This is a genomic window from Neptuniibacter marinus (genome assembly GCF_001597725.1).
In the GTDB taxonomy this organism is placed as follows: Bacteria; Pseudomonadota; Gammaproteobacteria; order Pseudomonadales; family Balneatricaceae; genus Neptuniibacter; species Neptuniibacter marinus.
The window spans coordinates 70,097-96,728 of the sequence record NZ_LUTR01000007.1 but is presented as its reverse complement, the minus strand read 5'-3'; the positions used below and the strand labels follow the sequence as shown (position 1 = coordinate 96,728).

General features: G+C 42.6%; 27 protein-coding genes. 7 read left to right on the top strand and 20 right to left on the bottom strand.

The features are described from left to right. Nucleotides 1–22 precede the first annotated feature (22 nt). Complete coding sequence (locus A3774_RS07475) at nt 23–1,621, bottom strand: isocitrate lyase (protein WP_067865593.1); 1,599 nt, start codon at nt 1,619–1,621, stop codon at nt 23–25. Here A3774_RS07475 and A3774_RS07470 point away from each other — a divergent pair. Both A3774_RS07470 and A3774_RS07465 read left to right on the top strand, forming a co-directional pair. Continuing rightward, entirely contained in the window at nt 1,599–1,868 is a 270-nt protein-coding gene (locus tag A3774_RS07470) for a hypothetical protein (RefSeq protein WP_156473679.1), read from the top strand. The genes A3774_RS07475 and A3774_RS07470 overlap by 23 nt on opposite strands. A 598-nt stretch (nt 1,869–2,466) precedes the next feature. Then, nucleotides 2,467–2,712 carry a hypothetical protein gene (locus tag A3774_RS07465; protein ID WP_067865586.1) on the top strand — a complete coding sequence of 82 codons (246 nt, stop codon included), beginning with the start codon at nt 2,467–2,469 and terminating at the stop codon, nt 2,710–2,712. Between the two features lie 164 nt (nt 2,713–2,876). Here the strand turns inward: A3774_RS07465 and A3774_RS07460 are convergent, their stop codons facing one another. Further along, nucleotides 2,877–3,440 (bottom strand): hypothetical protein, encoded by a 564-nt coding sequence (locus A3774_RS07460; RefSeq protein ID WP_067865583.1) that lies wholly within the window; start codon nt 3,438–3,440, stop codon nt 2,877–2,879. A 202-nt stretch (nt 3,441–3,642) separates the two neighbouring features. Continuing rightward, nucleotides 3,643–5,241 carry an isocitrate lyase gene (locus A3774_RS07455; RefSeq protein ID WP_067865579.1) on the bottom strand — a complete coding sequence of 533 codons (1,599 nt, stop codon included), beginning with the start codon at nt 5,239–5,241 and terminating at the stop codon, nt 3,643–3,645. 175 nt (nt 5,242–5,416) lie between these two features. Here A3774_RS07455 and A3774_RS07450 point away from each other — a divergent pair, with 175 nt between their 5' ends. Beyond that, entirely contained in the window at nt 5,417–6,361 is a 945-nt protein-coding gene (locus tag A3774_RS07450; RefSeq protein WP_067865576.1) for a LysR family transcriptional regulator, read from the top strand. A 278-nt stretch (nt 6,362–6,639) separates the two neighbouring features. Continuing rightward, nucleotides 6,640–7,512 (top strand): NHL repeat-containing protein, encoded by an 873-nt coding sequence (locus tag A3774_RS07445; protein ID WP_067865573.1) that lies wholly within the window; start codon nt 6,640–6,642, stop codon nt 7,510–7,512. A gap of 104 nt (nt 7,513–7,616) precedes the next feature. Here the strand turns inward: A3774_RS07445 and A3774_RS07440 are convergent, their stop codons facing one another. From A3774_RS07440 to A3774_RS07390, 11 genes are all read right to left on the bottom strand, one after another. Then, nucleotides 7,617–7,958, bottom strand: a complete 342-nt coding sequence (locus A3774_RS07440; RefSeq protein ID WP_067865570.1) for a zinc ribbon domain-containing protein — start codon at nt 7,956–7,958, stop codon at nt 7,617–7,619. A 428-nt stretch (nt 7,959–8,386) separates the two neighbouring features. Then, nucleotides 8,387–8,782, bottom strand: a complete 396-nt coding sequence (locus A3774_RS07435) for a DUF2391 family protein (RefSeq protein ID WP_067865567.1) — start codon at nt 8,780–8,782, stop codon at nt 8,387–8,389. Between the two features lie 69 nt (nt 8,783–8,851). After that, nucleotides 8,852–9,265 (bottom strand): nucleoside diphosphate kinase regulator, encoded by a 414-nt coding sequence (gene rnk / locus A3774_RS07430; protein ID WP_067865564.1) that lies wholly within the window; start codon nt 9,263–9,265, stop codon nt 8,852–8,854. Nucleotides 9,266–9,792: 527 nt separating this feature from the next. Continuing rightward, a complete protein-coding gene (locus A3774_RS07425; protein WP_067865561.1) occupies nt 9,793–10,944 on the bottom strand; it encodes a cupin domain-containing protein in 1,152 nt (383 codons plus the stop codon). Further along, nucleotides 10,944–11,192, bottom strand: a complete 249-nt coding sequence (locus A3774_RS07420; protein ID WP_067865560.1) for a hypothetical protein — start codon at nt 11,190–11,192, stop codon at nt 10,944–10,946. Before A3774_RS07420 ends, A3774_RS07425 begins: the two co-directional genes overlap by 1 nt. A 47-nt stretch (nt 11,193–11,239) precedes the next feature. Beyond that, entirely contained in the window at nt 11,240–11,965 is a 726-nt protein-coding gene (gene trmJ / locus A3774_RS07415; protein WP_067865556.1) for a tRNA (cytosine(32)/uridine(32)-2'-O)-methyltransferase TrmJ, read from the bottom strand. A gap of 11 nt (nt 11,966–11,976) precedes the next feature. After that, on the bottom strand, nt 11,977–12,813 hold the full coding sequence (locus A3774_RS07410; RefSeq protein WP_067865553.1) for an alpha/beta fold hydrolase: 837 nt from the start codon (nt 12,811–12,813) through the stop codon (nt 11,977–11,979). 76 nt (nt 12,814–12,889) lie between these two features. Beyond that, the gene (gene purB, locus A3774_RS07405; RefSeq protein WP_067865550.1) at nt 12,890–14,254 is read right to left on the bottom strand and encodes an adenylosuccinate lyase; all 1,365 of its coding nucleotides are present in this window, start codon (nt 14,252–14,254) and stop codon (nt 12,890–12,892) included. A gap of 128 nt (nt 14,255–14,382) precedes the next feature. Further along, nucleotides 14,383–15,078 carry a lysogenization protein HflD gene (locus tag A3774_RS07400; protein ID WP_067865547.1) on the bottom strand — a complete coding sequence of 232 codons (696 nt, stop codon included), beginning with the start codon at nt 15,076–15,078 and terminating at the stop codon, nt 14,383–14,385. 10 nt (nt 15,079–15,088) lie between these two features. Next, nucleotides 15,089–16,204, bottom strand: coding sequence for a tRNA 2-thiouridine(34) synthase MnmA (gene mnmA / locus A3774_RS07395; RefSeq protein WP_067865544.1), 1,116 nt, complete (start codon nt 16,202–16,204; stop codon nt 15,089–15,091). A 13-nt stretch (nt 16,205–16,217) separates the two neighbouring features. After that, nucleotides 16,218–16,670, bottom strand: a complete 453-nt coding sequence (locus A3774_RS07390) for an NUDIX hydrolase (protein WP_331709317.1) — start codon at nt 16,668–16,670, stop codon at nt 16,218–16,220. Nucleotides 16,671–16,839: 169 nt separating this feature from the next. On the opposite strand from A3774_RS07390, the gene moaE reads away from it, so the two are divergent. Then, complete coding sequence (moaE, locus tag A3774_RS07385) at nt 16,840–17,298, top strand: molybdopterin synthase catalytic subunit MoaE (RefSeq protein ID WP_067865538.1); 459 nt, start codon at nt 16,840–16,842, stop codon at nt 17,296–17,298. A gap of 45 nt (nt 17,299–17,343) precedes the next feature. Here moaE and A3774_RS07380 read toward each other — a convergent pair whose 3' ends face one another. From A3774_RS07380 to A3774_RS07370, 3 genes are all read right to left on the bottom strand, one after another. Further along, nucleotides 17,344–18,039: a response regulator transcription factor gene (locus A3774_RS07380; protein WP_067865535.1), complete on the bottom strand. Its 696-nt coding sequence runs from the start codon at nt 18,037–18,039 to the stop codon at nt 17,344–17,346. Further along, complete coding sequence (locus A3774_RS07375) at nt 18,036–19,841, bottom strand: sensor histidine kinase (protein WP_067865532.1); 1,806 nt, start codon at nt 19,839–19,841, stop codon at nt 18,036–18,038. Before A3774_RS07375 ends, A3774_RS07380 begins: the two co-directional genes overlap by 4 nt. Nucleotides 19,842–19,923: 82 nt before the next feature. Then, a complete protein-coding gene (locus A3774_RS07370) occupies nt 19,924–21,261 on the bottom strand; it encodes a vWA domain-containing protein (RefSeq protein WP_082792383.1) in 1,338 nt (445 codons plus the stop codon). A 260-nt stretch (nt 21,262–21,521) separates the two neighbouring features. Here A3774_RS07370 and A3774_RS07365 point away from each other — a divergent pair, with 260 nt between their 5' ends. Together A3774_RS07365 and A3774_RS07360 are read left to right on the top strand one after the other, a co-directional pair. After that, nucleotides 21,522–21,887 (top strand): hemerythrin family protein, encoded by a 366-nt coding sequence (locus A3774_RS07365; protein WP_067865529.1) that lies wholly within the window; start codon nt 21,522–21,524, stop codon nt 21,885–21,887. 93 nt (nt 21,888–21,980) lie between these two features. Further along, nucleotides 21,981–22,367: a tautomerase family protein gene (locus A3774_RS07360; RefSeq protein WP_067865526.1), complete on the top strand. Its 387-nt coding sequence runs from the start codon at nt 21,981–21,983 to the stop codon at nt 22,365–22,367. Between the two features lie 58 nt (nt 22,368–22,425). Here A3774_RS07360 and A3774_RS07355 read toward each other — a convergent pair whose 3' ends face one another. The 3 genes from A3774_RS07355 to A3774_RS07345 all read right to left on the bottom strand — a co-directional run bounded on the left by A3774_RS07355 (nt 22,426) and on the right by A3774_RS07345 (nt 26,631). Further along, nucleotides 22,426–23,730: an NAD(P)/FAD-dependent oxidoreductase gene (locus tag A3774_RS07355; RefSeq protein WP_067865523.1), complete on the bottom strand. Its 1,305-nt coding sequence runs from the start codon at nt 23,728–23,730 to the stop codon at nt 22,426–22,428. Between the two features lie 199 nt (nt 23,731–23,929). Then, a complete protein-coding gene (locus tag A3774_RS07350; protein WP_231867960.1) occupies nt 23,930–25,576 on the bottom strand; it encodes an ABC transporter ATP-binding protein in 1,647 nt (548 codons plus the stop codon). Next, nucleotides 25,573–26,631, bottom strand: coding sequence for an ABC transporter permease (locus A3774_RS07345; RefSeq protein ID WP_067865520.1), 1,059 nt, complete (start codon nt 26,629–26,631; stop codon nt 25,573–25,575). The genes A3774_RS07350 and A3774_RS07345 overlap by 4 nt, the downstream gene beginning before the upstream one ends. Nucleotide 26,632: the final 1 nt, after the last annotated feature.

Below are 26,632 nucleotides of genomic sequence, written 5' to 3'. Positions count from 1 at the left end.
TTTAGTCTGAAGTGCTTAACAATTAACCGAACTGGTTAGAGGTGTTTTTCGCACCGCCAGCTTTAAGCGCATTTTCACCCGCAAAGTATTCTTTGTGGTCATCACCGATGTCTGAACCAGACATGTTCTGATGTTTCACACAGGCGATACCTTGACGGATCTCTTCACGCTGAACATTCTTAACGTAACCCAACATGCCTTGCTCACCGAAGTACTCTTTCGCTAGGTTGTCTACAGACAACGCAGTTGTGTGGTAAGTCGGTAGAGTGATCAAGTGATGGAATACGTTTGCTTCACGTGATGTATCAGCTTGGAATGTACGTGTACGTTCATCAGCTACAGCAGACAATTCAGAATCGTCATACTCAGCGCTCATTAGGTTAGCGCGGTCGTATGCAGATACATCTTTACCTTCAGCAACCCAAGTATCGTAAGTTTGCTGACGGAAGTTTAATGTCCAGTTGAACGATGGAGAGTTGTTGTAAACCAATTTAGCATCTGGGTGAACTTTACGTACGTCATCCATCATGCCTTTGATTTCGTGTACGGTTGGTACAGCCGTTTCGATCCATAGAAGGTCTGCACCGGCATTGATCGCTTCAATACAGTCAAATACGCAACGCTCATGACCTGTACCTTGACGGAACTGGTATAGACCGGATGGTAGACGCTTAGGACGAACAAGCTTGCCGTCACGGTTGAAGCATACATCGCCTTCAGCCATATCAGCTACATCGATCTCTTCAACATCAAGGAAAGAGTTGTAAATATCGCCTTGATCGCCAGGTTCATTAACAACAGCGATCTCTTTAGTTAGGCCAGCACCTTCAGAGTCAGTACGTGCAACGATGATACCGTTGTCAATGCCTAGCTCAAGGAAAGCGTAACGTAGAGCACGTAGCTTAGCGTGGAAGTCAGCGTGAGGAACGGTTACTTTACCATCTTGGTGACCACACTGCTTCTCATCAGCAACTTGGTTTTCGATCTGCAGTGCGCAAGCACCGGCTTCGATCATCTGCTTAGCCATTAGGTAAGTTGCTTCAGCGTTACCGAAACCCGCATCGATATCTGCAACGATTGGCACAACGTGAGTCACGTGGTTGTCAATTTGGTCTTGGATCTTAGCTTCAGCAGCAGAATCGCCTGCTTCACGTGCAGCGTCTAGTTCACGGAATAGACCGCCTAGTTCACGTGCATCTGCTTGGCGTAGGAAGGTATAAAGCTCTTCTACTAAGCTAGCAACGGTTGTTTTCTCGTGCATAGATTGGTCAGGAAGAGGACCGAATTCAGAACGTAGTGCAGCTACCATCCAACCAGAAAGGTACAAGTAACGACGGTCAGTTTTGCCACCGAAATGTTTCTTAATGGAGATCATTTTTTGCTGACCAACAAAACCGTGCCAGCAACCTAAAGACTGCGTGTACAATGATTTGTCTTTATCAAATGCAGCCATGTCAGCACGCATAATGTCGGCAGTGTACTGAGCGATATCTAGGCCAGTTTTGAATTTATTCTGAGCGCGCATACGAGCTGCAGATTCTGGGTTAATAGCGTCCCAAGGGCTACCAGCAGCTGCTTTTGCAGCAGAGATAGTTTCAATGTCTTGGTTCAATGCGGACATGGTCAATCCTCTACAGAGTAATCTGTTCAATAAATTAAATTTTGGCGAGTCACAAGCCCAAGCCGGTAGTTCCCTTAACTCAACTTTTTTATTTGATTATCGTGCAGGTGATAATCAGACCAAACAGGCTGTTGAATACTCTGTATGGCTTGGTGGACTGAATAATGGGGGTATTTTGTGCCGCCGTCAAAGCTACTTTTTGTGCAGGTGCAAAAATGTAGTATTGCTACATGACCTCTCGGCATAAAGAGGTAAAATAACTACATAATATATAAAGGCCAAATCAGTAAAAAACCTTATATATCGGGGCTTCTGAGGTTCATTCCTAAGTACTAGCGACTTTGGTATAAGGCCGTATGTTCTTTATTTACAGGTTTTATAGTTATAACCAGGTTGTTTTATATTCCAATTGGGTCTAACGATTTTTGACTACAAAACGGTGCTTACTGCCCGATTTTAAAGGCGTTGGAGCTATTTTTAGTAAAAACGTCAAATAAGCCAGCGTAGAAAAAGATCGTTGTATCCAATTAGTCAGTAGGGTGGCCCAGGTTTGGGTGTGAATTTGTCGATGGAAATGATTTTTTATCATATTTTAATGGCTGTAGTGTTGTGAAATAGCGCGTTTACTCAGTCCATAATGAGCCGTTCATCGTGGCATTTATTCGTGAATATTACGCAGTTGCGGTACATGATTTTATCGATATCTCGCTTGTGTGTTTAGCGAAGCAGGGCGGGGCTATTTTCTAGGCGCGATATCCGGTTGGGCTCGGTATGATTTTTTGCGTTTTAGTTTGTGTTTTGTACTTAAAAAGATACTCTCTTGTTACTAGGTTTTTTGTTACCAAATGAGTGAGATTATAGTGAATTTAAAACGGAAATTTACACTGCATTTAGATGCATTGATCGTGATAGGGTTTTTATTTATTTGCTCTATCGGCTTTAATTTTGTTCAACTTCAGCAGGTGAAAAGTTTAAGTCAGGATGTAATTCGCTTAGAAAGTAAGGTATTAGTTCATGAACTAAACTTGAGTTCGCAGCAACAGTATATTGATAAGCTGAAGCGTAAGTATGAAGCTGAGTCTACTCAGTAGTTCGGCCGGTCACATGGGGGAACGGTGTAGACGTTGTAAGCGGGATGAGTGTTTTTGAACCAGACGTTTTATCACCCAAATAGCAAAAAAGGATGCGATGCATCCTTTTTTGGTTAGTCTGCTCTGATGACCCATAAATCACAGGGCTGGCAGATTATTGTCTGTTAGTCGCTGAGTGTTGTGACGTGAGCGGCATCGATATCAGCATTAAAATAGGCCATACCCAGTTTAGTGAGATATTCCATACGGTCAGCCTTCATTAAATCAATTTCGGGTGCATCAAACCCATTTTCTTGATAAATGCCTGCTAGATAGGCCATAAAATTTTCACCTTCTTTAACTAGCAATAAGCTTGCGGCACCGACATCGGGTTTTACTTGTGCATTAAGCTCTTCCGAAAGATTAACGGCAAGGACGACGGGCTGTTCATCTCCTTCGATTCGTACACTGCGGTCTCGAACGGTTTGCTGGGCCCAGTAAAAAGCTAGCTCTTTGCTTTGTGTTAAAAAAACCGGTTCAACTGATTCTGTATAGGCATTGCCGATTGTTGCCATGGTTTTCTTTGCCGCATCTTTCAGCGCTTGATCACCTGAGCGTTTTAACCCTTGTTCTTTTATTGAGTCGACCAGCGCCGATGATGTCCCATGATACCAAGTATTACCTGTAGTAAATCCTTGCTCAGTTAACAAATCTTTAGCATCTTTAAGAAAATCAGGTGTATCAGTCATATTCGAAATCACTTAATCAGTTTGCAGTAGAAAACGGGCTAGAATTTTAACGTAAAAAGCCATTCGAGTCTTTCGACAGATCTTAGAAATCTTATCTATAAAAAAGGCGGCCCTTGCTACAGGTGCCGCCTTATGCTCCAGTATAGGAGTCTGCCCTAATTAACGCTGGAAAATTAATTAAGGCAGTTAACGCTAATTAAGCTTAGTTAAACTGGTTAGAGGTGTTTTTCGCACCGCCAGCTTTAAGCGCATTTTCACCCGCAAAGTATTCTTTGTGGTCATCACCGATGTCTGAACCAGACATGTTCTGATGTTTCACACAGGCGATACCTTGACGGATCTCTTCACGCTGAACATTCTTAACGTAACCCAACATGCCTTGCTCACCGAAGTACTCTTTCGCTAGGTTGTCTACAGACAACGCAGTTGTGTGGTAAGTCGGTAGAGTGATCAAGTGATGGAATACGTTTGCTTCACGTGATGTATCAGCTTGGAATGTACGTGTACGTTCATCAGCTACAGCAGACAATTCAGAATCGTCATACTCAGCGCTCATTAGGTTAGCGCGGTCGTATGCAGATACATCTTTACCTTCAGCAACCCAAGTATCGTAAGTTTGCTGACGGAAGTTTAATGTCCAGTTGAACGATGGAGAGTTGTTGTAAACCAATTTAGCATCTGGGTGAACTTTACGTACGTCATCCATCATGCCTTTGATTTCGTGTACGGTTGGTACAGCCGTTTCGATCCATAGAAGGTCTGCACCGGCATTGATCGCTTCAATACAGTCAAATACGCAACGCTCATGACCTGTACCTTGACGGAACTGGTATAGACCGGATGGTAGACGCTTAGGACGAACAAGCTTGCCGTCACGGTTGAAGCATACATCGCCTTCAGCCATATCAGCTACATCGATCTCTTCAACATCAAGGAAAGAGTTGTAAATATCGCCTTGATCGCCAGGTTCATTAACAACAGCGATCTCTTTAGTTAGGCCAGCACCTTCAGAGTCAGTACGTGCAACGATGATACCGTTGTCAATGCCTAGCTCAAGGAAAGCGTAACGTAGAGCACGTAGCTTAGCGTGGAAGTCAGCGTGAGGAACGGTTACTTTACCATCTTGGTGACCACACTGCTTCTCATCAGCAACTTGGTTTTCGATCTGCAGTGCGCAAGCACCGGCTTCGATCATCTGCTTAGCCATTAGGTAAGTTGCTTCAGCGTTACCGAAACCCGCATCGATATCTGCAACGATTGGCACAACGTGAGTCACGTGGTTGTCAATTTGGTCTTGGATCTTAGCTTCAGCAGCAGAATCGCCTGCTTCACGTGCAGCGTCTAGTTCACGGAATAGACCGCCTAGTTCACGTGCATCTGCTTGGCGTAGGAAGGTATAAAGCTCTTCTACTAAGCTAGCAACGGTTGTTTTCTCGTGCATAGATTGGTCAGGAAGAGGACCGAATTCAGAACGTAGTGCAGCTACCATCCAACCAGAAAGGTACAAGTAACGACGGTCAGTTTTGCCACCGAAATGTTTCTTAATGGAGATCATTTTTTGCTGACCAACAAAACCGTGCCAGCAACCTAAAGACTGCGTGTACAATGATTTGTCTTTATCAAATGCAGCCATGTCAGCACGCATAATGTCGGCAGTGTACTGAGCGATATCTAGGCCAGTTTTGAATTTATTCTGAGCGCGCATACGAGCTGCAGATTCTGGGTTAATAGCGTCCCAAGGGCTACCAGCAGCTGCTTTTGCAGCAGAGATAGTTTCAATGTCTTTGTTTAGTGTAGACATGCTCATTCCTTCCATATGTTCGACAACGTTTTATGTTGCCCTTTGTAATAGTTTCGATGTGGATTTTAGTGTGTGGCGACGCATAATTGAAATAAATGGCTCTTATTTGCAGTATTTATTGTGTGAATGTAGATGTGGTATTATGAAATTTCTTCAGTGTTTATGCGGCGTTGCTATGAATTTGGATAAGATCGACTTAAATTTATTGGTGTATTTAGATATTTTATTACGTGAACGTAATGTCACTCGCTCTGCCAGTTTATTAGGTATAACCCAGCCAGCGATGAGTAATGGCTTACGTCGTTTGCGCGAAACATTTGGCGATCCTCTGCTTGTAAGAACCAGTGAAGGGATGGCGCCGACTGAGCGGGCCCAAAGTCTCCAGCCGCTATTACGACAGGTATTAGCCTCGGTTGAGCAGGTAATTGAGCCCGCAGCAAATTTTGATGCAGCTTCTAGTGATCGTGTTTTCCGCATTATGACCAGTGATTACGGAGAGTCGACGTTAATGCCGCGACTCTTAAACCGTCTAAGGGAAGAGGCCCCTAACATTGTATTGGATATTCTTACGCCGAGTGATATGAGCTTTCAGGAGGTAGAACAGGGGCTTGTGGACATAGTGATTAATCGGTTTGATACGATGCCACAGTCATTTCATCAGAAGACATTATGGCGAGATAGTTTTTCCTGTCTCTTTTCTGTTGATAATCCTATAGCTGATGATTTCCGTTTAGAAACTTATTTGCTTGCACGCCATGTTTGGGTTAGTAAAACAGGTATGGGGGCTGGTATGGGGATTACGCCTAAAGATACTAAACGCTTAGGTTGGGTTGATGAGGCATTAGAACAGTTAAATGCAAAGCGTCATATCTCTGTCTTTACGCGGCACTATCAATCAGCAGCGTTGTTGGCTGAAGAAAAGGGATTGATAGCTACTATACCGACTAAGGCGGCTTCTCAGTCCCAATCGAATAACTCTCGTTTAGTGATGAAAACACCCCCTTTTGAGGTGCCTGAATTTGAACTAAAAATGGCTTGGAGTCCTCTTTTACAACATAACGTGGCCCATCAATGGATACGCCGTGTCATCACTGAAGTAGCACAAAACCATACTGAATGACTTCTGATTTTAAGCGGATTACTACCGTTTTATCATCGTATAGTAGTGTGAAACTATTCCAAGCCTCAGGTAGTGAAGCTGAGGGGGGTAAGTTTTTAGATAAACATTCAATTAAAGATGTGCGGATCTTGGTTAATCTGTTATAAGTATATTTATATTTATATCTTTGAGATGGTGATTTATGGAGTTGGTTAAGGCTTTATGTTTGTTCATAAGCGTCTATCCAATTTAAGACCAAGACAATCTGTTGAGTGATTTGATTATTTAGGGTGAATATTGTGAAAAAAGGATTACAAAAAACACTATCGGTTGCTATAGCATGCCTATCGCTGAGTGCTAACGTGGTTTTAGCGGCACCTGATAAGGCATGGAGTTTAGAGGGTTTTGATGAGCCTGAATCGGTTTTAGTGCATCCAACAAAACCACTGCTTTTTGTTTCCAATGTCAATGGCGACCCTGCTGCTTTAAACGGTAAAGGTTATATTAGTCTGTTATCGGATGAAGGTAAGGTTATTCGTCATGTTTGGGTTAATGGAATGGATGCACCTAAAGGGCTCGCAATGGATGAGCAATATCTCTATGTTGCTGATATGCAGCAAATGCACATTGTTGACCATGAAAAAGGTGAGCTGGTTCAATCAATCAAAGCTGAAGACAGTGTTATGCTGAACGATATAGCTATTGATGATAAAGGCGTTGTTTACTTGAGTGATATTCTTGGCGGTGGTGTTTATCGTTATGAAAATGACACGCTGACTAAATGGATTTCAACTGAGGCGCTGCCCCATCCAAATGGACTTCTTTTTAATCATGGACAGTTAACAGTTGCTACTTGGGGGACGGGTCTTCATAAGGATTTTACAACGGATATTCTAGGCGGGCTTTCTATTATTGATAGAGATACGAAAAAAATAACATCTTATAAAAATGCAGAAGCCTTTGGTAACCTTGATGGTATCGCTGAGATAGATGGCGCGCTGTTTATTAGTGACTGGATGAATGGCAATATCTTTAAATATAAAGACCATACGCTGGAATTGCTTTTTAATGAACCTAAGAAGTTTACCGGCGATCTTTCCTCGAAAGGGAATCTCTTATTTGTACCGTTAATGTTCTCACAGCGTATCGATGCTTATCAGATTGAACCTTAACTAAGCGTTATTTAATTTGCCTGTTAGGTTACGTATAGGCAGATGATGAATAAGATCTAGAGGCCTGCTTGCAGGTCTCTTTCTTTATGCAAACAACGTCGTTATTAATAATCGAAAGGGGATATGTCGCCTAAATAGTCCAGGCTTTCTCCGCACTTCTGACAGTAACTTGCGTTGGCTTTTTCTTGTGAGTGGCAGGCGGGACAGCGCACTGTAATTGCATCGCGTTTCGCTCGATCAGAGATGACCTTCGCCATCTCTCCTTTTAGGTCCGATCTAGGATCTAACCCACTATCCTCAAATAGATTCCAGAGTGATTCTGTAATGATCGATAGGGTTTCTAGTTTCAATTCAAGTGCGTTTATACGGGCTGAATTGATCTCAGATTCTAAAGAGGGGTTAGATTCGACTACTTTCTCTTGTCGGTTGTTTTTTTCTGAGGTCATCGGTTTTGGTGCCCTAGTTTTTGTGTGCATCGGTTTACAGGGTAAAGTGTACTGGATTTTTTGTTCATAGATTTACTGTTGGGATGCCTTATAGCCAGATACTGGCAATAATAAGTGCTGAGATTATTATTGAAGAAGATGACAAGTAGAAACGCCAACCCTTGCAATTACCTAATACAACTAGATTTGCGATGTATGCACAACTAATAAGTAGTATAGGCAGTGCCATTTGAGCGGCCACATAGATAAAAGGATGGACGTCACTAAGTTGTTCGCTCGTGTAGTAGATCGAACAGGCAAGTAGGGGCACGAGGCAAATTACAGTGGCTTTAATCAGTATATTGGCTGATTTCATTTTATCCTTATTGCGTTAAGTTTGGCTTTTTAGACTAACTTCTTCATTTAGAAAGAATATTGTTAGGGTGAGATCACTCCTTATCAAAACTGTCGACGACAATAGCCCCCATTGAAGCTGGCATAGTGATTACAATAATACGTTTAAACGATGTTAGTGGATCTTCAAATAACGGAAGCTTGTTAAGACAAAACAGGACTAAGGCTACTACAAGCGCAGTCATAATATAGGCGATGGCGATTCGAGATATAAAGACAAGCTTTCTAGCCTTAACATCGGTTTGAAATACACTCTCATAGGTATAAAGGCCAAGAAAGGTGATGGATAGGGTAAACAGCATCAATAGGTTATAACCGGGTAGGGTTTCCCCTAAGCGCCAAGCTTCTTCAGAAAATGATATAGGTACGGCAAGCGCAAAAGCGCCTACAAATATCTGACTTGCGTCTTCAACGTTAAAGCTTAACTTCATGTGAGTTCCTATTGAATCGCTTAGCTACTGAGAGTGTGCACCTCTCAGCAGCTATTTATGGGCTATATGTTAACGATGGAGCTCGCCCGCTCGTTCTGGTTGGTATAATACCTCTGTTAACTTAACTTTCAGATCCCCACCACCAGGTTTTGGCCATTCGATTTCATCTCCTATAGATAGGCCTAAGAGGGCGCTACCAATGGGCGCTAATATAGAAATCTTTTGACCGTCTGCATCTACATCTTTGGGGTAAACAAGGGTTAGTTCAAATTCATCATTAGTTGATTCGATAACAAATTTAACGGTCGAGTTCATGGTAACGATTGTTGGCGGAACTTCGTCAGGCGCTACGACATTGGCCCGTTCAAGTTCAGCTTCTAGCTCCGTTTGGCCGGCAAAGCTGTTTTTTGGCAGGGACTCAATTAAATTATAGAGCCGATCTGCATCTAATGAAGTAATTGTTATTTCTGGCCTTGTGTTCATTTTTCTCTCTCAAAAATATTATTTTAAGCAACCTGTTATTAAATATTCACACAGATATATAAAAGCTTTTGTTCATCTTTTATGACCGCCCTCTATTCAATGTAATGACATACCATGACCTTGTATTAATAAGGTTAGGCAGTCCTATATCAGTTATCTATTTAGTCTCTTCTTTAGTATTAGTTTGATATCTGCTTTCTAAAAACAATTATGAAATAGCTATCAGGTTAATCTAAGAAACGGTAAGGCTAAGGATATGATATTTACATTATTAGTCAGATTTAACTCTATGTTTTTAATAAATTTTATTGTTAACTCTGTTTTCGATTCACAGAGGTTTTTGTGAATATAAGAGGATTGTTATTTTAATCTTACTCAACTCTAAGCTAGCTGATGTTGTGTTTAAAAGCTAGCTTAAAAGTGATGATTTGTTGAATATTTGAGTGGCCTTTTTAGAGCTCAGGGGAGGGAAGAGAACGAGAGACAAACAGTCTAGTAATGTTTGTCTCTAGCTAAGGTTGTACTCTCTATTCCTCTTCTAAGAAGTAGACCGAGCCTTGTAGAAGTAATGCCTTGAGTAGCTCAATATTTTCTTCGCTAGGCTCTATTTTTTCTTGGTATAAATTTGCACATAAACTTTCCGCTAATTGAATCTGACCTTGGCTACAGGCACAGCCTTTACCGTCGACGAAAAGAATAAAGTGATTATCTACTCTATTAAAAGCAAAACGAGAGCCTTCGCTTCGGCATAAAGGAGTCTCGTCATCTAGCAATTGCTTAATTTCAGCTTCATCTAGCTCGCAACTTTGATCTGCACCTTGTTCCTGGTTTTTGGGCTCTGTCATAAATTGACCAAACCAGTGGGAGAGGAGTTCAGGGCTGTCGATATATTCGTGCATAATCGCTTTTACGCGATCTAGCGCTTCGCAGGTGATTTCACCTGGATTATCTTGCTGTTTCAGATCAGCATCACTGTAGCGGTCTTCAGCGGTAGTTATATTGTCTAGATAGTCAGTGAAGTCTGCCATCATCTCTTGATGGGAGGGCGCTCTGAAGCCTACGGAGTAGGTCATACAGTCATCACCAATAGCGTAACCATTATGGCCAAGCCTCGGTGGTACGTAGAGCATATCACCGGGGTTTAAATCCCAGCTTTGTTCGGGGATCCATTCAGGGAGAATCATAACGGGGACATCGTTACGGCGGGGTGAGTCTTCGCCATAAGTGCCACCGACTTCCCAGCGTCGAGTCCCCGATGCTTGGATTAAGAATACATCGTAATTGTCGTAATGAGGGCCAACCCCGCCACCATCAGTAGCGTAACTTACCATAAGGTCATCAAGTCGCCAGTTCGGTACAAAGCGGAAATATTCTAATAACTCGTTAGCCTCGGGAATCCAATGATCGACCGATTGCACTAAGAGTGTCCAATGGCTATCCGGTAGATCTGTAAAAGTGCTTTCGCTCAGAGGGCCATGTTCAAGTTTCCAGTCTTTGCCATCTGGGGACTGGATAATTAAACGTGATTCTACTTCCTCTTCTAAGGCCATGCCTGCTAGCTCGTCAGGACTTACTGGGGCTTCAAAGTTAGGAAAAGCATTACGTATGAGCAATGGCTTTTTCTGCCAGTACTCGCGTAGGAAGGTTTCTACACTGATATCGCCAAATGGGGAGTTCACTACTTTATAAACTCCATTAACTCTTCAACGGCTTTCTCCATTTCGTCATAAACTTTACGTTTATCACGGTTAGCTAACGCTGCAATCTTGTTATTGCCTACTTTTTGGAGACACTTTTGGATAGTTTCGGCACTTTGGCGTATGCCTACGGCGTTGTAGCCCATCATTTTTGACTCATCTTGCATCTGTTTAATACCAGCACGTAGTTCATCCGCTTGTTTTAATAAAACGTCTAGTTGATCTTCCATCTTAGTTTGTCTCAATTTGTCAGTCGGTTATCTGGCTAGTATAGGAGTTATTTCTTTAGCCTTTCTACGGTCTCTTCAATCGAAGTTAATATACCTCGAAGCATATTAAGCTCTGTACGCTCTGGACGAGAGCGATTGAAAAAACGACGTAACTTATCTAGTACTTTACCCTCATGTTGAGGAATTATAAATTCCGTTGTGCGTAACACTTTTTCTAGATGGCTATAAAACAGAGTCATCTCTTTTTGGCGAGGGTATTCTTCTTCAATAGGGGTATAAGTTTTTTCTTCTGTTGCCACATAGACTTCATAGCAAAGCAGTTGGATCGCTTGGGATACATTGAGTACGGGATACTCAGGATTGGCAGGAATGTAAATATGAACATTGCATTGCTGTAGTTCATCGTTATGTAGTCCCATGGTTTCTCGGCCAAAAACCAGTGCTACATTGCCTTGTTCTGATTCTGCTACGATCCGCTCAGCGCCTTTTCTCGCATTGAGGAGAGGAAGGTCGAAGGTGCGTTTGGTTCGTGCGCTGGTACCTATCACTAACTGGCAGTCTGAAATAGCTTCTTCTAGTGAACTGACGATTACCGCATTGTCTAACAGATCTTTGGCACCCGCAGCTCGGGAATCCGCTTCAGGGCTTGGAAACTCTCTCGGCTCCACAAGGTATAAATTGTTTAGACCCATGTTTTTCATAGCGCGGGCTGCGGCGCCAATATTACCTGGGTGGAAGGTGTTGATTAGTACAACTCTAATGTTTGATAGCATTTCAGGAGATCTCACAAAGCATCAACAAAGCGGTTAAGGTCATAGATAAATTTATGTCTATGCCACAAATGGGGTGAGTGGTCCGCGCTAGGGTAGACAAGCAGTTCGGAATTTTCAATATGTTGATGAACCCAGTTTTGTAACTTTGCGCAATAAAATTGGCTTTCTTCACCATAAATTAGCAAGGTCGGTGTATTTATTGTAGGTAGAACATCACGATAATCCTGCTGTGTTATGTTTTCCCAACACGCGATAAGTAATGGCGCATTTTGCTTTTGTAAATAATCGCGCATTTTTTGAAAACTGTGGGAGTTTTGTTGGAAGTTTTGTAACGATTGATAGTGCATACCATAAGCAATGAGTTCTAAAACACTTTGAGTGAAGTCTTGTTTTAGTAGTTGGATAAAGGTTTCATTGTTTTTGCTGCTAAATTCACCATAAACACCATGATTCCATTCATCGTCGGTAAGTAGTTTCGGCGAGTGATCAACCATACATAATCCTGCAATACGGTCTTGGCCATATTTACGAATATATTCCCAAGTCGTTAAAGCGCCCAGAGAGTGGCCAATAATGACAGCTTCTTGAATATCTAAATAATTAAGTAGTGTATGAAGATCGTCAGCCATTTCGGGGAGTGTCATATTCGTGCCTTCGGAATAGGGGTGCCCTCCGTGTCCTCGTGCATCCCAACAGACGACTCGGTGCTGCTGGGCTAGCTCTGAGGCAAAGGGTAGCCATTCACGTACACAGGCGGTCCAGCCATGAAGGAATATTAAGGTTTTGTTTCCTTCACCAAGTGAGACGAAATGAATCTTAGTTAAGTCGGGGCGAGTAAGGTATTCCATAAGGCTTGATCCATAATAATAAAAACGGGGCCATAGCCCCGTTTTTAAAATCTAAATTGAGCCCAAAGCACCATTTTTAGATTTTCTTTGCCTGATCTACCGCACTACCAATATAAGTGTGTGGTGTTAATGCCTTAAGAGACTGTTTAGCTTCTTCTGGCATATCAAGCGTATCCACGAAGGCTAGAATGGTTTCTTTATTCATATCCTGACCGCGGGTTAGTGCTTTCAGCTTCTCGTAAGGTTCTTCGATAGCGTAACGGCGCATAACGGTCTGGATTGGTTCAGCAAGGACTTCCCAAGCATTTTCTAAGTCTTCATTTAGCTTAGCAGGGTTTAGCTCAAGTTTGCTGATCCCTTTTAAACTAGATTGATAAGCGATTAGGCTATAACCAAAGCCGACTCCCATATTACGTAGCACTGTAGAGTCTGTTAGGTCGCGCTGCCAGCGGGAAACGGGTAGTTTTTGTGCCAAGTGACCCATGATCGCATTTGCTATACCTAAGTTACCTTCGGAGTTCTCGAAGTCGATAGGGTTAACTTTATGCGGCATAGTAGATGACCCAACTTCGCCAGCAATTGTTTTTTGTTTGAAGTAACCCTGAGAGATGTAACCCCAGATATCACGATCGAAATCGATTAGGATAGTGTTGAAACGCGCAACAGTATCAAAGAGCTCAGCAATGTAGTCGTGAGGCTCGATTTGAGTTGTGTATGGGTTGAACGTTAAACCTAAGCTTTCAACAAAATTTTGCGCATTTTCAGCCCAATCAATATCGCTATACGCGGATAGGTGAGCGTTGTAGTTACCTACAGCACCGTTGATCTTACCTAAGATCTCTACAGCTTTTAGCTGTTTGATCTGACGTTGCATGCGGTAGGCAACGTTTGCAAACTCTTTACCTACTGTTGTAGGTGATGCTGTTTGACCGTGGGTACGGGATAGCATTGGTTGTTCTGCGAATTCGCGGCCAAGGGTTGCTATCTCATCAGTGACTTGTTGCATCTGTGGTAAAACAACATCTAAACCATGTTTAAGCATTAAACCATGAGATAGGTTGTTAATATCTTCAGAGGTGCAGGCAAAATGTACAAATTCATTAATTGCCATTAATTCGGCGTTATCTTTGAATTTATCTTTGATGAAGTATTCAACTGCTTTTACATCGTGATTTGTTGTACGTTCGATGTTTTTAACAGCTTCTGCATCCGCAGGGCCAAAATCAGTTACTATAGCGTTTAAAACAGAATTAGCTTCAGCGCTCAATGCTGGAACTTCACTAATCTGGGCGTGAGCCGCTAGTTTCTGTAGCCAACGTACCTCTACTTCTACGCGAAAGCGTATTAGGCCATATTCACTAAATACATCACGTAGGTCAGCTGTTTTGCTGCCATAGCGCCCATCAATTGGCGAAACGGCCGTCAGTGCGGAAAGCTCCATGAAACGATCTCTATCTTGATTAAAAAGAAGGCGCGCATTATACCTGAGTAGACGTCACTTTCGTAGGGCTAGTGCCGACAAATCCAGACAATAAAGTAATGCAGGGGTAGAACCTTATCAGGAACAACTTAACCCATTATATTTTTTAATGAGGGGCGAAGGCGTGATTTAAAAAAGAGTAGGTGCCAACGTTTTCCGCCTTTTTGGCGCCATAACATCGCACTGCGGATACCCGCAAGGAGTAGGGCGCGAATCTTTGCCGCATTTTCACTGTTCTGCAGATGCCTTGGGTCGCCTGTTACTTGGATACGGAAGCTGAACGAGCTAATGGTGTCTTGATAAAGGCTTGCTAGATTTGCGACAACATTAGGGTGGCAGTATGTTGATGGTGTTAAAGCGAGTTCATGCTCTGGCGCTAAATTAGCTTCAGAGTATTGGTTTTCGGAATTAAAGTATTTTGCTTGTTCTGTGACTTGCTTCAAACGGTGGCCAATCGTTTGAAGCATTTCGGGATTTGAGCTTAACTTACGCTCTAAATGCACCATGCTAAGTACGTAGCGAATAACATCTTTATTATGTTCAGCACGTGGCTTATCAACAATATCTTTTAGGTTTTGCAACCCAAGGTGGAGGTTATAGGGTAAGTCTGCAGCGCCACCGTAAATATCTTCAGAGCAAGCGGGATCGAGTTGCATAATGCTGTAGATAGAGGTTTCAAGGCTGTTTTGGGCAACCATTCCGCGTGTAGCTATCTGCTCGACTAAGGCTGCTGCTTGGAAAATTCCGGCCAGGCCTAATGTTTGTTCATCATGTTGACGTGACACCTTAAACCTCTCAGCTATCTAACGATTCATTCTTGCCAGTGTTTTCTATTACGCCACCACCCAAGCATACATCATCACTATAAATAACAACGGATTGGCCGGGTGTGACTGCTCGTTGGGGTTCATTAAAACGGATGAGGTAACCGGAATCACCGTGGCGTTCAATAATACACTCTTGATCAGATTGACGATAACGTACTTTAGCTTTGCAACGATAAGGTAGTGGTGGCTCTTCGTCATTTATCCAAAAAATCTCATCGGCGGTTAACCAATCGGTAAACAGTAGATCGTGCTGCTTACCTTGTACGGCGATAAGTACATTGTGCTCTAGATCTTTGCCCGCGACAAACCAAGGTTCTTCTGGGTAATCTTTAAGCCCACCAATATGCAGGCCTTGGCGCTGCCCTATGGTGTAATACATTAAGCCCGCGTGTTCGCCTATCTGGTCGCCTGTCGGTGTTTTTATCTTACCGGGTTGAGCTGGTAGATACTGTTTCAGAAAATCACTAAAGCGACGTTCGCCAATAAAGCAGATGCCGGTGCTGTCTTTTTTATTATGCGTAACCAGATCATGAGCTTCTGCGAGCTTTCTGACCTCTGGTTTTTCCAATTCTCCTACGGGGAAAAGGGTTTTCTCTATCTCCGGTTGGCCTACTTGATGTAGGAAGTAACTTTGATCTTTGTTGTTATCAAGCCCTTTAAGTAAGCGGGTTTTCCCCTCCCGTAGACCTCGGCGAACGTAATGACCGGTAGCGATCATATCCGCGCCCAACTCTATAGCGTACTCAAGAAAGGCTTTAAATTTGATTTCACGATTGCATAGAATATCGGGATTCGGTGTACGGCCCGCTTTATATTCTTCTAGAAAATGTTCAAATACATTGTCCCAGTACTCCGCCGCAAAGTTGGCGGTATGTAATTTAATACCTAGCTTATCGCAGACGGCTTGCGCATCAGCTAAATCATCTTTAGCTGTACAGTATTCAGTACCATCATCCTCATCCCAGTTTTTCATAAACAGGCCTTCAACCTCATATCCTTGCTGTATAAGGAGTAGGGCTGATACGGATGAGTCAACGCCGCCGGACATGCCGACGATCACTTTAGTCTGGCTATGATCAGTCATGGGTTTTTTTCGATTAGTTACTGTATTCGTGAATGAGTTCTAACGGGTATTGTTTGCCTGCAATATAGTCATCAATGCACTGTAACACCATTGGACTACGGAGTTTGTGCATATTGCTTGCAACTTCATCGCGGGTCATCCAAACCGTCTGGATAATACCTTCATCTAAGGTTCTATCCGCATCGTGTTTAATGGCTTCAGCGTAAAAACAGGCGCGATGATAAGTTTTGTTGTTAATACTCGATTTATAAACATAAAAACCGATAAGGTAGCGGGGTTTTACATGCCAAGCGGATTCTTCAAGTGTTTCTCTACAAGCCGCTTGAACAAAGGTTTCCCCTTCCTCAATATGGCCAGCTGGTTGATTGAATACAATTTCACCGGAAGATTGTTCTTCTATGAGTAGAAATTTTCCGTTTTTTTCAACGATGACAGCAACAGTGGCATGAGGATACCAATCCATCATATTCCTCAGAAATTTGATCGTAATTATTCGAATTCATACGTACAAAATAAGCGCCACACAATAGCATCAAATGCTGTTGTTTGATAGATAAAAACACTCGTCTATGGTGACGCATCTCTATGCGCCTTAGTGCTATGATCTGTGTTATTAGTTTAAGAGGCAAAGTGATATGGCAACGACTCAGGTATATGTCCAAACGGATGACTTTGATATAGGGGATCTTTCTGAACGTGTGAGAGCAAATGATGCGACTAGCGGTGCCATTGTTACGTTCACTGGTATAGTACGTGAATTAGCAACTACAAATAATACATTAGATGCGCTGTTTTTAGAGCATTATTCAGGCATGACTGAGCGGGCTTTAGAGGAAATTGCTGAGCAAGCACGGGAGCGTTGGAATCTAGGTAATATAGTGATTAGTCATCGTGTAGGGCGGCTTAGTCTTAATGAAAATATCGTATTTGTCGGGGTGGGTAGTGCGCATCGAATTGACGCTTTTGAAGCCGCTCAATTTATCATGGATTATCTAAAAAAGAGTGCGCCTTTTTGGAAGAAAGAGATCTCTTCTGGAGGGGAATGCTGGGTTGAGCAGAAACAGAGTGACTTAGATGCAGCAAAGAGATGGTAGCCGAGACAGCTATAAAGACTACGACTTAGCCTAAAAAGTTAGCGGCTAATGCTGAATAAATCGGTAACCTATACCGTGCACCGTTTGAATGACTTTAGGCGCTTTAGCATCGACTTCAATCACTTTGCGTAATTTAGAAATATGTTGATCTAGCGTACGACTGCTTGGTAAATAGTCTCTTCCCCAGCATTCGTTGAATAGCATGTCTCGATCAACAACTTTGCCCTGTTCGCGATGGAGGAGTTGGAGAATTTTAAGATCTCGCAAGCTTAATTCAAATGTGATCTCTTCACGCTGTGCTTGTAGTTGAGCCGGAAAAACGCGTAGATCATCCATCCAGAATGTTTCCGCTTCTTGTTGATCACTCGGCTGCTGCGTTTGTAGGCAGCGGCGTGTGACTGCTTTTATACGTGCGATGACTTCTCGGGTGCCAAATGGTTTTTTTATATAGTCATCAGCACCGAGCTCGAGTCCTAGAACTTGGTCGATCTCTTCTGATTTTGCCGTAATAAAGATCACTGGAACGGTTTCGTTAAGCTGGCGAATTTTCCTACACAGGGTGTAACCATCCATTTTGGGCATCATAATATCGAGTAAGATCAGGTCGGGTTGATGTTCAATATATAAGTGAAGGGCGCTCTCGCCATCATCGGCTTCTATACAAGTGTAACCTTCATTATCAAGTAGATCGAAAAGTCCCATCCTAATATTAAGATCATCTTCTGCAATAAGAATTTTCATAAACTACCTTTAGCGGGTGAATGGCTTAGGCTTACGGGTGTGTAGAGGCTAAGTAGGAAACTGGCGCCTTGAGTCGTTGATTCTAAAATCAGATCACCGCCATGCTTGCGTGCCAGTTCGCGCGCAATGCTCAAACCTATGCCGGTACCGCTAATACCATCAGTAAGTTTGTTACTGGCGCGATAAAATTGTTCAAAAATAGATCTTGATGAGTACTCATCTATACCGGGGCCGTTGTCATGGATGCGAATAAAACTGTAGTCACCTTCCTGCCAGCACTCTATCTGTAGAACACCGCTATCAGCTGCGTATTTCTCAGCGTTACTGAATAAGTTATTTAAAATCTGTTCAGTACAGTGAGGATCTAATAAAACGTTTGTGTCGCAGTGGCTGGTAAGCTTAGGGTCTATTCCTCGCTGAGCAAAGGCGGGGGCAAATGCCTCTAGCGTGTTATTAATACATTCTTGCACAGTAGCCATCTGCAGGTTTAGGTCTAAGCCGTCACGTTCTAACTTTGAAAAGCTGAGTACGTTATCGATTAAGCGTGTGAGGCGCTTGCTTTCGTTATTAATAATATTTAAGTAACGCTTTTGTTTAACCTGTTCATCATCAAGTTGGTTTTCCAGCATCTCGGTATACATGCGTACATTGGTCAGTGGTGTTTTTAATTCATGGGAGACCTGATTAACAAAATTTACCCGTTGGAGAGCTAAACGTGACTCGCGGGTTTGCTCTCTGTATACGAGCCAACCAAGTGCCGATAAAGCACTTAAGGTTATTACTATAATGAGCAGTTTTTCTAACCAGTTTTGCTGAGGTTTGCTAAGGCTGGTAGTGGTGTATTCTAATCGCCAACTACCTAAAGGGTGGCTCAGGTTTAATGTCTTAATCGGTGTTAGGTGATCGGCGTTTTCCTTTGTGCTGCCCCATTCGTAACTGACTTCACCACGACTGTTTTTGAGGGTGATAATTGAGTTGTTCAGAGGGTGCTCTGCTGTTATCTCTGACTGATCTGGGAGTAAATTAATTAAATCAGAGAGTAAGCGGGCACGGCTAATGGCAAATCCCATAACACGATTATCGGCTGTTGTTTGCCAGTAGATATGCTGAAGTTGGGTGTTGTTGTACCAAGCGATCCAACCGGAATCTGTAGGCTCTACCTGTTCTACTTGCTTGTCGCTAATATTGGAAGAAGCTATAGGGCTATCAGCAGCTATTGATGATGTTGCTTGGGAGCGACGACTGATAAGGGGAGCTATTTCAGTCTCAGCATTAATGCTTTTTTCTGTTGAGTGTGTTAACCGTTGTGTTTGTGGCACTGATTTCAATTGTGCGCTGTAAGGCGCTTGGGCTAATAGCTCTGGTGCATTAGCTTTTTGGGTTGTGGTATTGCTTTCTTGCGTGTGGGTAAAGAGAGAAGGGGTTTCCAATAAAGTTTTTGTTTGCTGAAGAAATTGGATTTCCTGAGCAGTAGCATTCGTTGGGGTGGGGTAGATGAGTTTTCTTGTTGAATCAAGAATGAAAACTTGCTCAATATAAGGACTTGATTTACTGAGTTGTCTAAGTGCTTGAGATGACGCGTTTTGGTTGAGTTCCGCCGCTTCTGATTGTAAGACCGCCTCTAAACGTTGGAAATGGCCTTGAAATAAGCCATCAACAGATTTTAATTTAACTTCCACTAAGGCTTGGAATTGATGCTGAATCAGCTGCTGTTGGTTTTGTTCTAGACGCACAGATAACCAGCCAAGAATAAGGATAGGTATCAAAATCAATCCACAGAGTAACAAGGCTGTTTTTTTCAAATCATTCTCGCTTTGCTTATTCAGCCCCCAAGATCTGAGGGCTGATTTATCGGTGATTAAACCTTTATGTGGTCAAATTAGCTTAGTAGCTTTGCTGCTTAGAGCGTTTGAACTGACGTTCTTTTAGCTCTTTACGTTTTTTACTCCATTCTTGCTCATCATCAAGTTCGTCTGCATCTTTAAGCGCTTCCTCTTTCTGCTCGATCAATTTGGGTGAAGCTAATGCTTGGCCTAAATTATCTAAGTAATCAGCGCTTTTTTGCAAGATGCTTTGTGCTCCTTGAATATCACCTTGATCTCTTTTTTCTACCGCCTCACGATTGAACTCATTTGCGACTTGTTCTGCCGCTGCTTCATAAGTTTCAGTATCTACCGCCTCATCAATCTGCTCTTGAGAGCGACTAAACTGTGCAACTACGTTACTCGATAATTGTTCGTTACGTTGATTAAATAGATCATTATAGCGGATATCAACATCGACAAGTTCTAAGTTGGAGCGATCTTCTTGGGCGGGGACCTCTACCTCTAGGATGATAAACTTCTCCTGTTCACTATAAAGCTGGTTCATTCGCGTGCTAACCATATTCCCGCTGATATCAGCCTCACGTCCTAAAACACGTAATGGGCGTACGCCGTTTTTACATTTTATGCGGATTTCAACGCTTTGCGCGACAACAGAGAGTACATCACCAAACTCATACTGAAAAACCTTGGCTAGATCTTCTGCCTTCTCTACAAAGGCATGGTTACCATCACTGAAGCCTGCAAGCTGGGTCATTAAGTCCTCGTTATAACCTAAGCCAAGACCAATCGTTGTAACACTAATCCCTTCTTTAGCAAGGGATAAGCCTAGTTTTCCAAGTTCATTAGGGGCGCTAGGCCCTACATTAGCTAAGCCGTCGGATAGAAGAATGACTCGGTTGACTTTGTTCATATCTAAAAACTTTCGAAGTTCTTGCGATCCTTTGCTTACACCGGCAAAGAGGGCTGTATTTCCACTGGCGTTGATCTGCTGAATTGAGTGAGCGATCAGTTCGGTATCGCCCGCTTTTGTTGCAGGTACGACAACATTGACACGACTGTCGTAACTGACCACTGAAACAATATCGTTAAGGCTTAATCGATTGATGGCCATGATAGCTGCTTTCTTTGCATGGTAGAGCTTGTCCCCCTGCATTGAACCTGATTTGTCCAGAACGATAGCAATATTGGCGGGAATACGTTTTTGTGGTTGATCTTGTTTGAACGCTTCTAAGGAAATCTTAATAAAAGCATTGTGTGTACGCTCAGCTTCCATAACGGGGGTGGCAAGATTAACTTGGAGGTCAATCTGTTTAGCTTGACTGAGTGGCGCAAGCGCTGCGCTAAAGCATAGTGCTAGTAGTAGGTGTTTAATATTTGTTAAGCGGTATCTGTTCATGGGGGTGTCCTCTATTGATCCCTTTGTTACCGATAATTTAGGGCAATACCGCAAGTGAAAAGTCAGATAGATATATAAATGTTGTAAAAGATTTGTAAAAACAGTTCAAGCCCTGATGCTGAAAGTCTTGCTTATAGGTGATGATGTGTAACTGAAAAAGGTTCATTATTCGACGTATAAGTTTTGTTACTGATTTATGTCAGTTACAAATTATGTGGCAAACAGGACTATGCTTAATTCTTCTGAAGAGGGATATGACTATGACTGTGACGAGCGAGTTAATTTGGCAGGATCAGCAACACCAAACTTTATTTCAGTTAATCGATGAAATTAAGGCTGAACAGGTTGATGTATCAACGTTCACTCGCCTGATTGATTACGCGGAACATCATTTTTATTTAGAAGAGTGTTATATGCAAGCACTCAATTATCCTGATTATGATGCTCATCTACAGGCGCATAATAAGTTTCGCAACGAGCTGATGAAGATGCTTGATGGTCATCAAGAGTACACGCCGGAACTTAGAGAGATGTTAGCTAGTTTCTTATCGGAGTGGCTCAAGCGGCATATATTTGGCATTGATAAGCGCTTAGAGCTTTATATTCTTGAATCTGAACGTAAGTAGTTTTTCGCTGTCTGCAATTTTTCTTAAATAGGATTGAGTTTATAGTGCAGTTGCTCTAAGTTTTCCTTATACCAAATTAGAGTGAGATTGTGGATGGCGCTTATCTGTATTAAATCATTGCCCTTTGAAGAGGATGTTGAGGTGCCGGCAATGATTAAAAGCATTACTGAAGATTTATCAAGAGGGACGGATATTAGTATTGAACATATAACGGTTACTTGGGAATTTATACCTTCAAGACAGTATGCGGTGGCGGGTTTGATGCCGAGTTCCCAGCCCCAAAGCGGGAGTCATCCGGTGCTTGTTGACCTGCATGTACCGAGTTTTCACAATATTAGTAGTATTGAGGCGATTATGGAATGTATAGCCTTTTCCATTTCAAAACGCAGTCGTGTCGCTTACAGTAATATCTTTATCAATTATCGTAAAATAAATTCCGGACATGTGTTTGATCATGGAAAGGTTTTGCGGTGGAAGTAGGTTTAGGTTGATGTTCTAAAAAAAAGAGGCGTTAAGCCTCTTTTTTAGTTAAAGCGAATCAATGCAGCTTCATTTTAGGCCGAACGACTTTACTAACTTTTTCGGCGATATAAACCAACATAGCTTTAAAGAAACCATGTATAGCTATCTGATGCATACGGTAAAGTGAGATATAGACAATACGTGCTATTTTACCTTCAATAAACATTGAGTCTTTAGTTAAGTTACCCATAAGGCTACCGACAGTACTGTAGCGACTGAGGTTGACCAGCGAGCCATGGTCTTTATAGGTAAATGATTTTAACGGTTTACCTTGTAGTTTCAGCTTAATATTCTCTTTGACAAGGGAAGCCATCTGGTGGGCAGACTGTGCTCTTGGTGGTACCCAGCTGTCATCTTCTTGTTTGCAGGCACAGCAATCGCCAATAACAAAAATATTATCGTGCAAGCTGCTTTGTAGCGTTGGCTTGACCAGAATTTGATTGGTTCGAGTGAGCTCAAACTTATAAAGATCAGCAATGAAATCAGGTGCTTTAACACCGGCCGCCCAGATCATCATGTCGGCCTCAATCAGATCGCCGTCTGCTGTCGTGAACCCTTCAGGAGTTGCGGATTTGATCATTGTATTTTCTGCGACCTGTACCCCTATATCTAAAAGCTCTTGGCGTGCTGAGCTTGATATACGTTCAGGTAAGGCGGGTAGTATGCGTGGACCCGCTTCAATCAAGGTGACTTTTAACTGCTGAGCGGTCATATTAGGTAAACCATAAGAGCGCAGCATATCAGTGACGTTATGTAATTCAGCTGACAGCTCTACCCCTGTGGCACCCCCACCAACAATAGCAATATTGAGTACACCATGATCTTGTTGATTGATGCGCATAAAGTTATTGATCAGGCTATTATGGAATCGTTCTGCTTGCTTTGCCGTATCTAAAAAATAGCAATGTTCAGCTACGCCAGGTGTTTTGAAATCGTTACTAACACTGCCGATACTTAAAATAAGTGTGTCATATTTTATATATCGCTCAGGTAAAATAACCCGCCCATTTTCGTCTACTTTTTCACTAAGCGTCACGGTTTGAGACTCGGTATCTAAGTCTGAAAAACTACCAAGCTGAAATTCGTAATGGTGCTTGACTGCATGGGCATGGTAAGTCACCGCATCAGTACTAGGATCAAGGGAGCCTGTGGCTACTTCATGGAGTAATGGTTTCCAAATATGGGAACGTTTTTGATCAACTAGGGTGACTGTGATATTTGGTTTTTTCCGGTAACGGTGGCCAAGTTGGGTAACAAGCTCTAATCCGCCGGCACCGCCGCCAATCACTAAGATTCGATGCGGTTCTGTAGATAGTGTCATGGGTTTAATCCTCAAAAAAATATGGGATTAACTACAGAGGAGATGTTTAATTCCTATAATTAATCCCATACTCATTTGTCTTAGTCTTTTTTCTCAGGGTAACTTTGGTACGAATTAACTAGAAAGTAAATCTATAAGACGTTTATTTAGCGCTAAAGAATGAAGCCGCCCGTTACAAGGTATGATACAGCTTTGCTACTTACAGGTTAAAGGCGGCTTTTAATAACGTACGTGTATATTCAGCTTGAGGGCTATTAAATATATCAGAAGCTTTGCCTTTTTCAACAATATTACCCTGGTGCATAACAATTAAGCTATGGCTTAAAGCTTTAACTACGGCTAGGTCATGGCTAATGAATAAATAGCTTAAGGCATATTTCTCTTGTAGGTCGCGGAGTAGTTCTACAATTTGCTTTTGCACCGTGCGATCAAGAGCAGAAGTGGGTTCATCCAAAATAATAAGTTCAGGCTTTAGCACAAGTGCACGCGCTATAGCGATACGCTGTCGTTGACCACCAGAAAATTCATGGGGGTAACGGTGACGGCTATCAGGATCTAAACCGACTTCGTTGAGTGCCTCTATTATTTGCGCTTCATGTTGATCTTTACTGTTAGGCTGGTGGATCTGTAATCCTTCTGCAATGATTTCAGAGATAGACATGCGTGGACTTAGGCTGCCAAAGGGGTCTTGGAAGACGATCTGGATACGACTGCGTAGCGGCTTCATTTGCTTTTGATCGAGCCGTTCGAGTTCCTGCCCCGCAAAGTTAATTCCGCCTATACTGCGAATGAGCTTAATGATCGCCAGTCCAAGCGTCGTTTTGCCTGAACCTGACTCGCCTACAATACCTAAGGTCTCACCCTTATTAAGAGTGAAACTTACATCGTTCACCGCTTTGATATGATCAACTGTGCGTTTTAGAAGCCCCTGTTTCACTGGGAACCATATTCTTAAATTATCAGTGCTGAGCAAGGGTTGATCTGTTAGTGACTGTTGCGAAGGCTGACCTGAAGGCTCTGCATCTAAGAGCATTTTGGTGTATGGGTGTTGTGGATTGGCGAACAATGAGTCAGTGTCTGAACTCTCGACCTGTTTGCCCTGATAAAGGACGCATACATGATGGGCGTAGCGCTTAACAATATTTAGATCATGGGTGATCAATAGTATTGCCATACCTAGTTTATTTTGCAGCTCTTGGAGTAACTGTAGAATCTGTTCTTGAATGGTAACGTCGAGTGCTGTCGTTGGTTCATCCGCAATCAGTAGCTCGGGATCATTGGCAAGCGCCATAGCAATCATTACACGCTGACGTTGACCACCGGATAGTTCATGGGGGTAGCTTTTTAGACGTTTTTCAGCATCTTTTATGCCGACTAGATCAAGCAGCTCTAATATACGTATTTGTGCTTGTTTACCGGTCATGCCCCTGTGGAGTAACAGGGTTTCACCAATCTGTTTTTCAATTGTATGTAGTGGGTTTAACGATGTCATTGGTTCTTGGAAGATGACACTGATTTTATCCCCACGCATTTTGCACATTTGGCGTTCGTTTAGTTGGAGAAGGTCTTCACCTTTATAGAGTATTTTACCTGAAGGATGATTCGCTTTAGGGTAGGGAAGTAGTTTCAGTATAGACATGGCTGAAACTGATTTTCCCGAACCTGACTCTCCCACAAGCGCAACAGTTTTTCCTTTAGGTATATCAAAATTAATCTGCTTTACTGCATCCACAGCTTGTTGATTGTCTTGTTCAAAACGAACGGATAGATCTTGGACGCTGAGAAGTACCTCAGGCTGAGATAATTGCGTATCACTATTGTTCATGTCGGTATTTGCTTCCATCATGAAACTTTCCTTGGGTCGAAGGCATCGCGTACGGCTTCACCAATAAATATTAGAAGGGTCAGCATTATGGATAGTGTCATAAAAGCGGTGATGCCTAACCATGGGGCGTGAAGGTTGGTTTTACCTTGAGAAACGAGTTCACCTAAAGAGGGACTTCCAGGGGGTAAACCAAAACCTAAAAAGTCGAGTGCCGTTAAGGTAACAACGGAGCCGTTAAATACAAAAGGCATAAAGGTAAGCGTAGCCACCATCGCATTGGGAAGAATATGTCGGAACATAATCATTCGGTTGTTTAAGCCCAGTGCTCTTGCGGCTCTAACATACTCAAGATTACGTCCACGTAAAAACTCAGCTCGTACTACGTCAACAAGCTGCATCCAAGAAAATAACAGCATAATGCCCAGTAACCACCAGAAGTTAGGCTCAACTATACTTGCTAGAATAATTAACAGAAAAAGTACGGGCAGACCTGACCATATTTCGATAAAACGTTGGAAAAATAGATCAACTTTACCACCGTAGTAGCCTTGGATTGCACCGGCGATCACACCGATAATTGAGCTAGCAATAGTGAGTATTAAGGCGAATAGAATCGAGATCCTAAAACCATAGATAACACGGGCTAAAACATCGCGGGCTTGATCATCTGTGCCCAGTAGGTTTTCTAGGCTAGGAGGTGAGGGGGCAGGTACAGGTAGATCATAATTGATCGTATTATAGCTATAACGAATAGGTGGCCATAGGATCCAGCCACTGCCTTTTTCTTCAATTAAACTTTGAATGTAGGGATCTTTGAAATCAGCGGGGCTTTCAAAGTCACCACCAAAGGTGAGCTCGGTATACTCAGTTGCAACAGGAAAATAGAGACTACCTTGATAGGAGACGACTAAAGGGTCGTCATTGGCAATTAATTCAGCAAAGAGAGACAGTAAAAACAGCGCAATAAATAACCATAAGGACCAATAGCCTCGGCGGTTATGCTTGAAGTTCTCTATGCGCCGTTGATTTAATGGGCTCATCTTACTAAAGGAAAATGGGTTTGATATTCGAGCCATG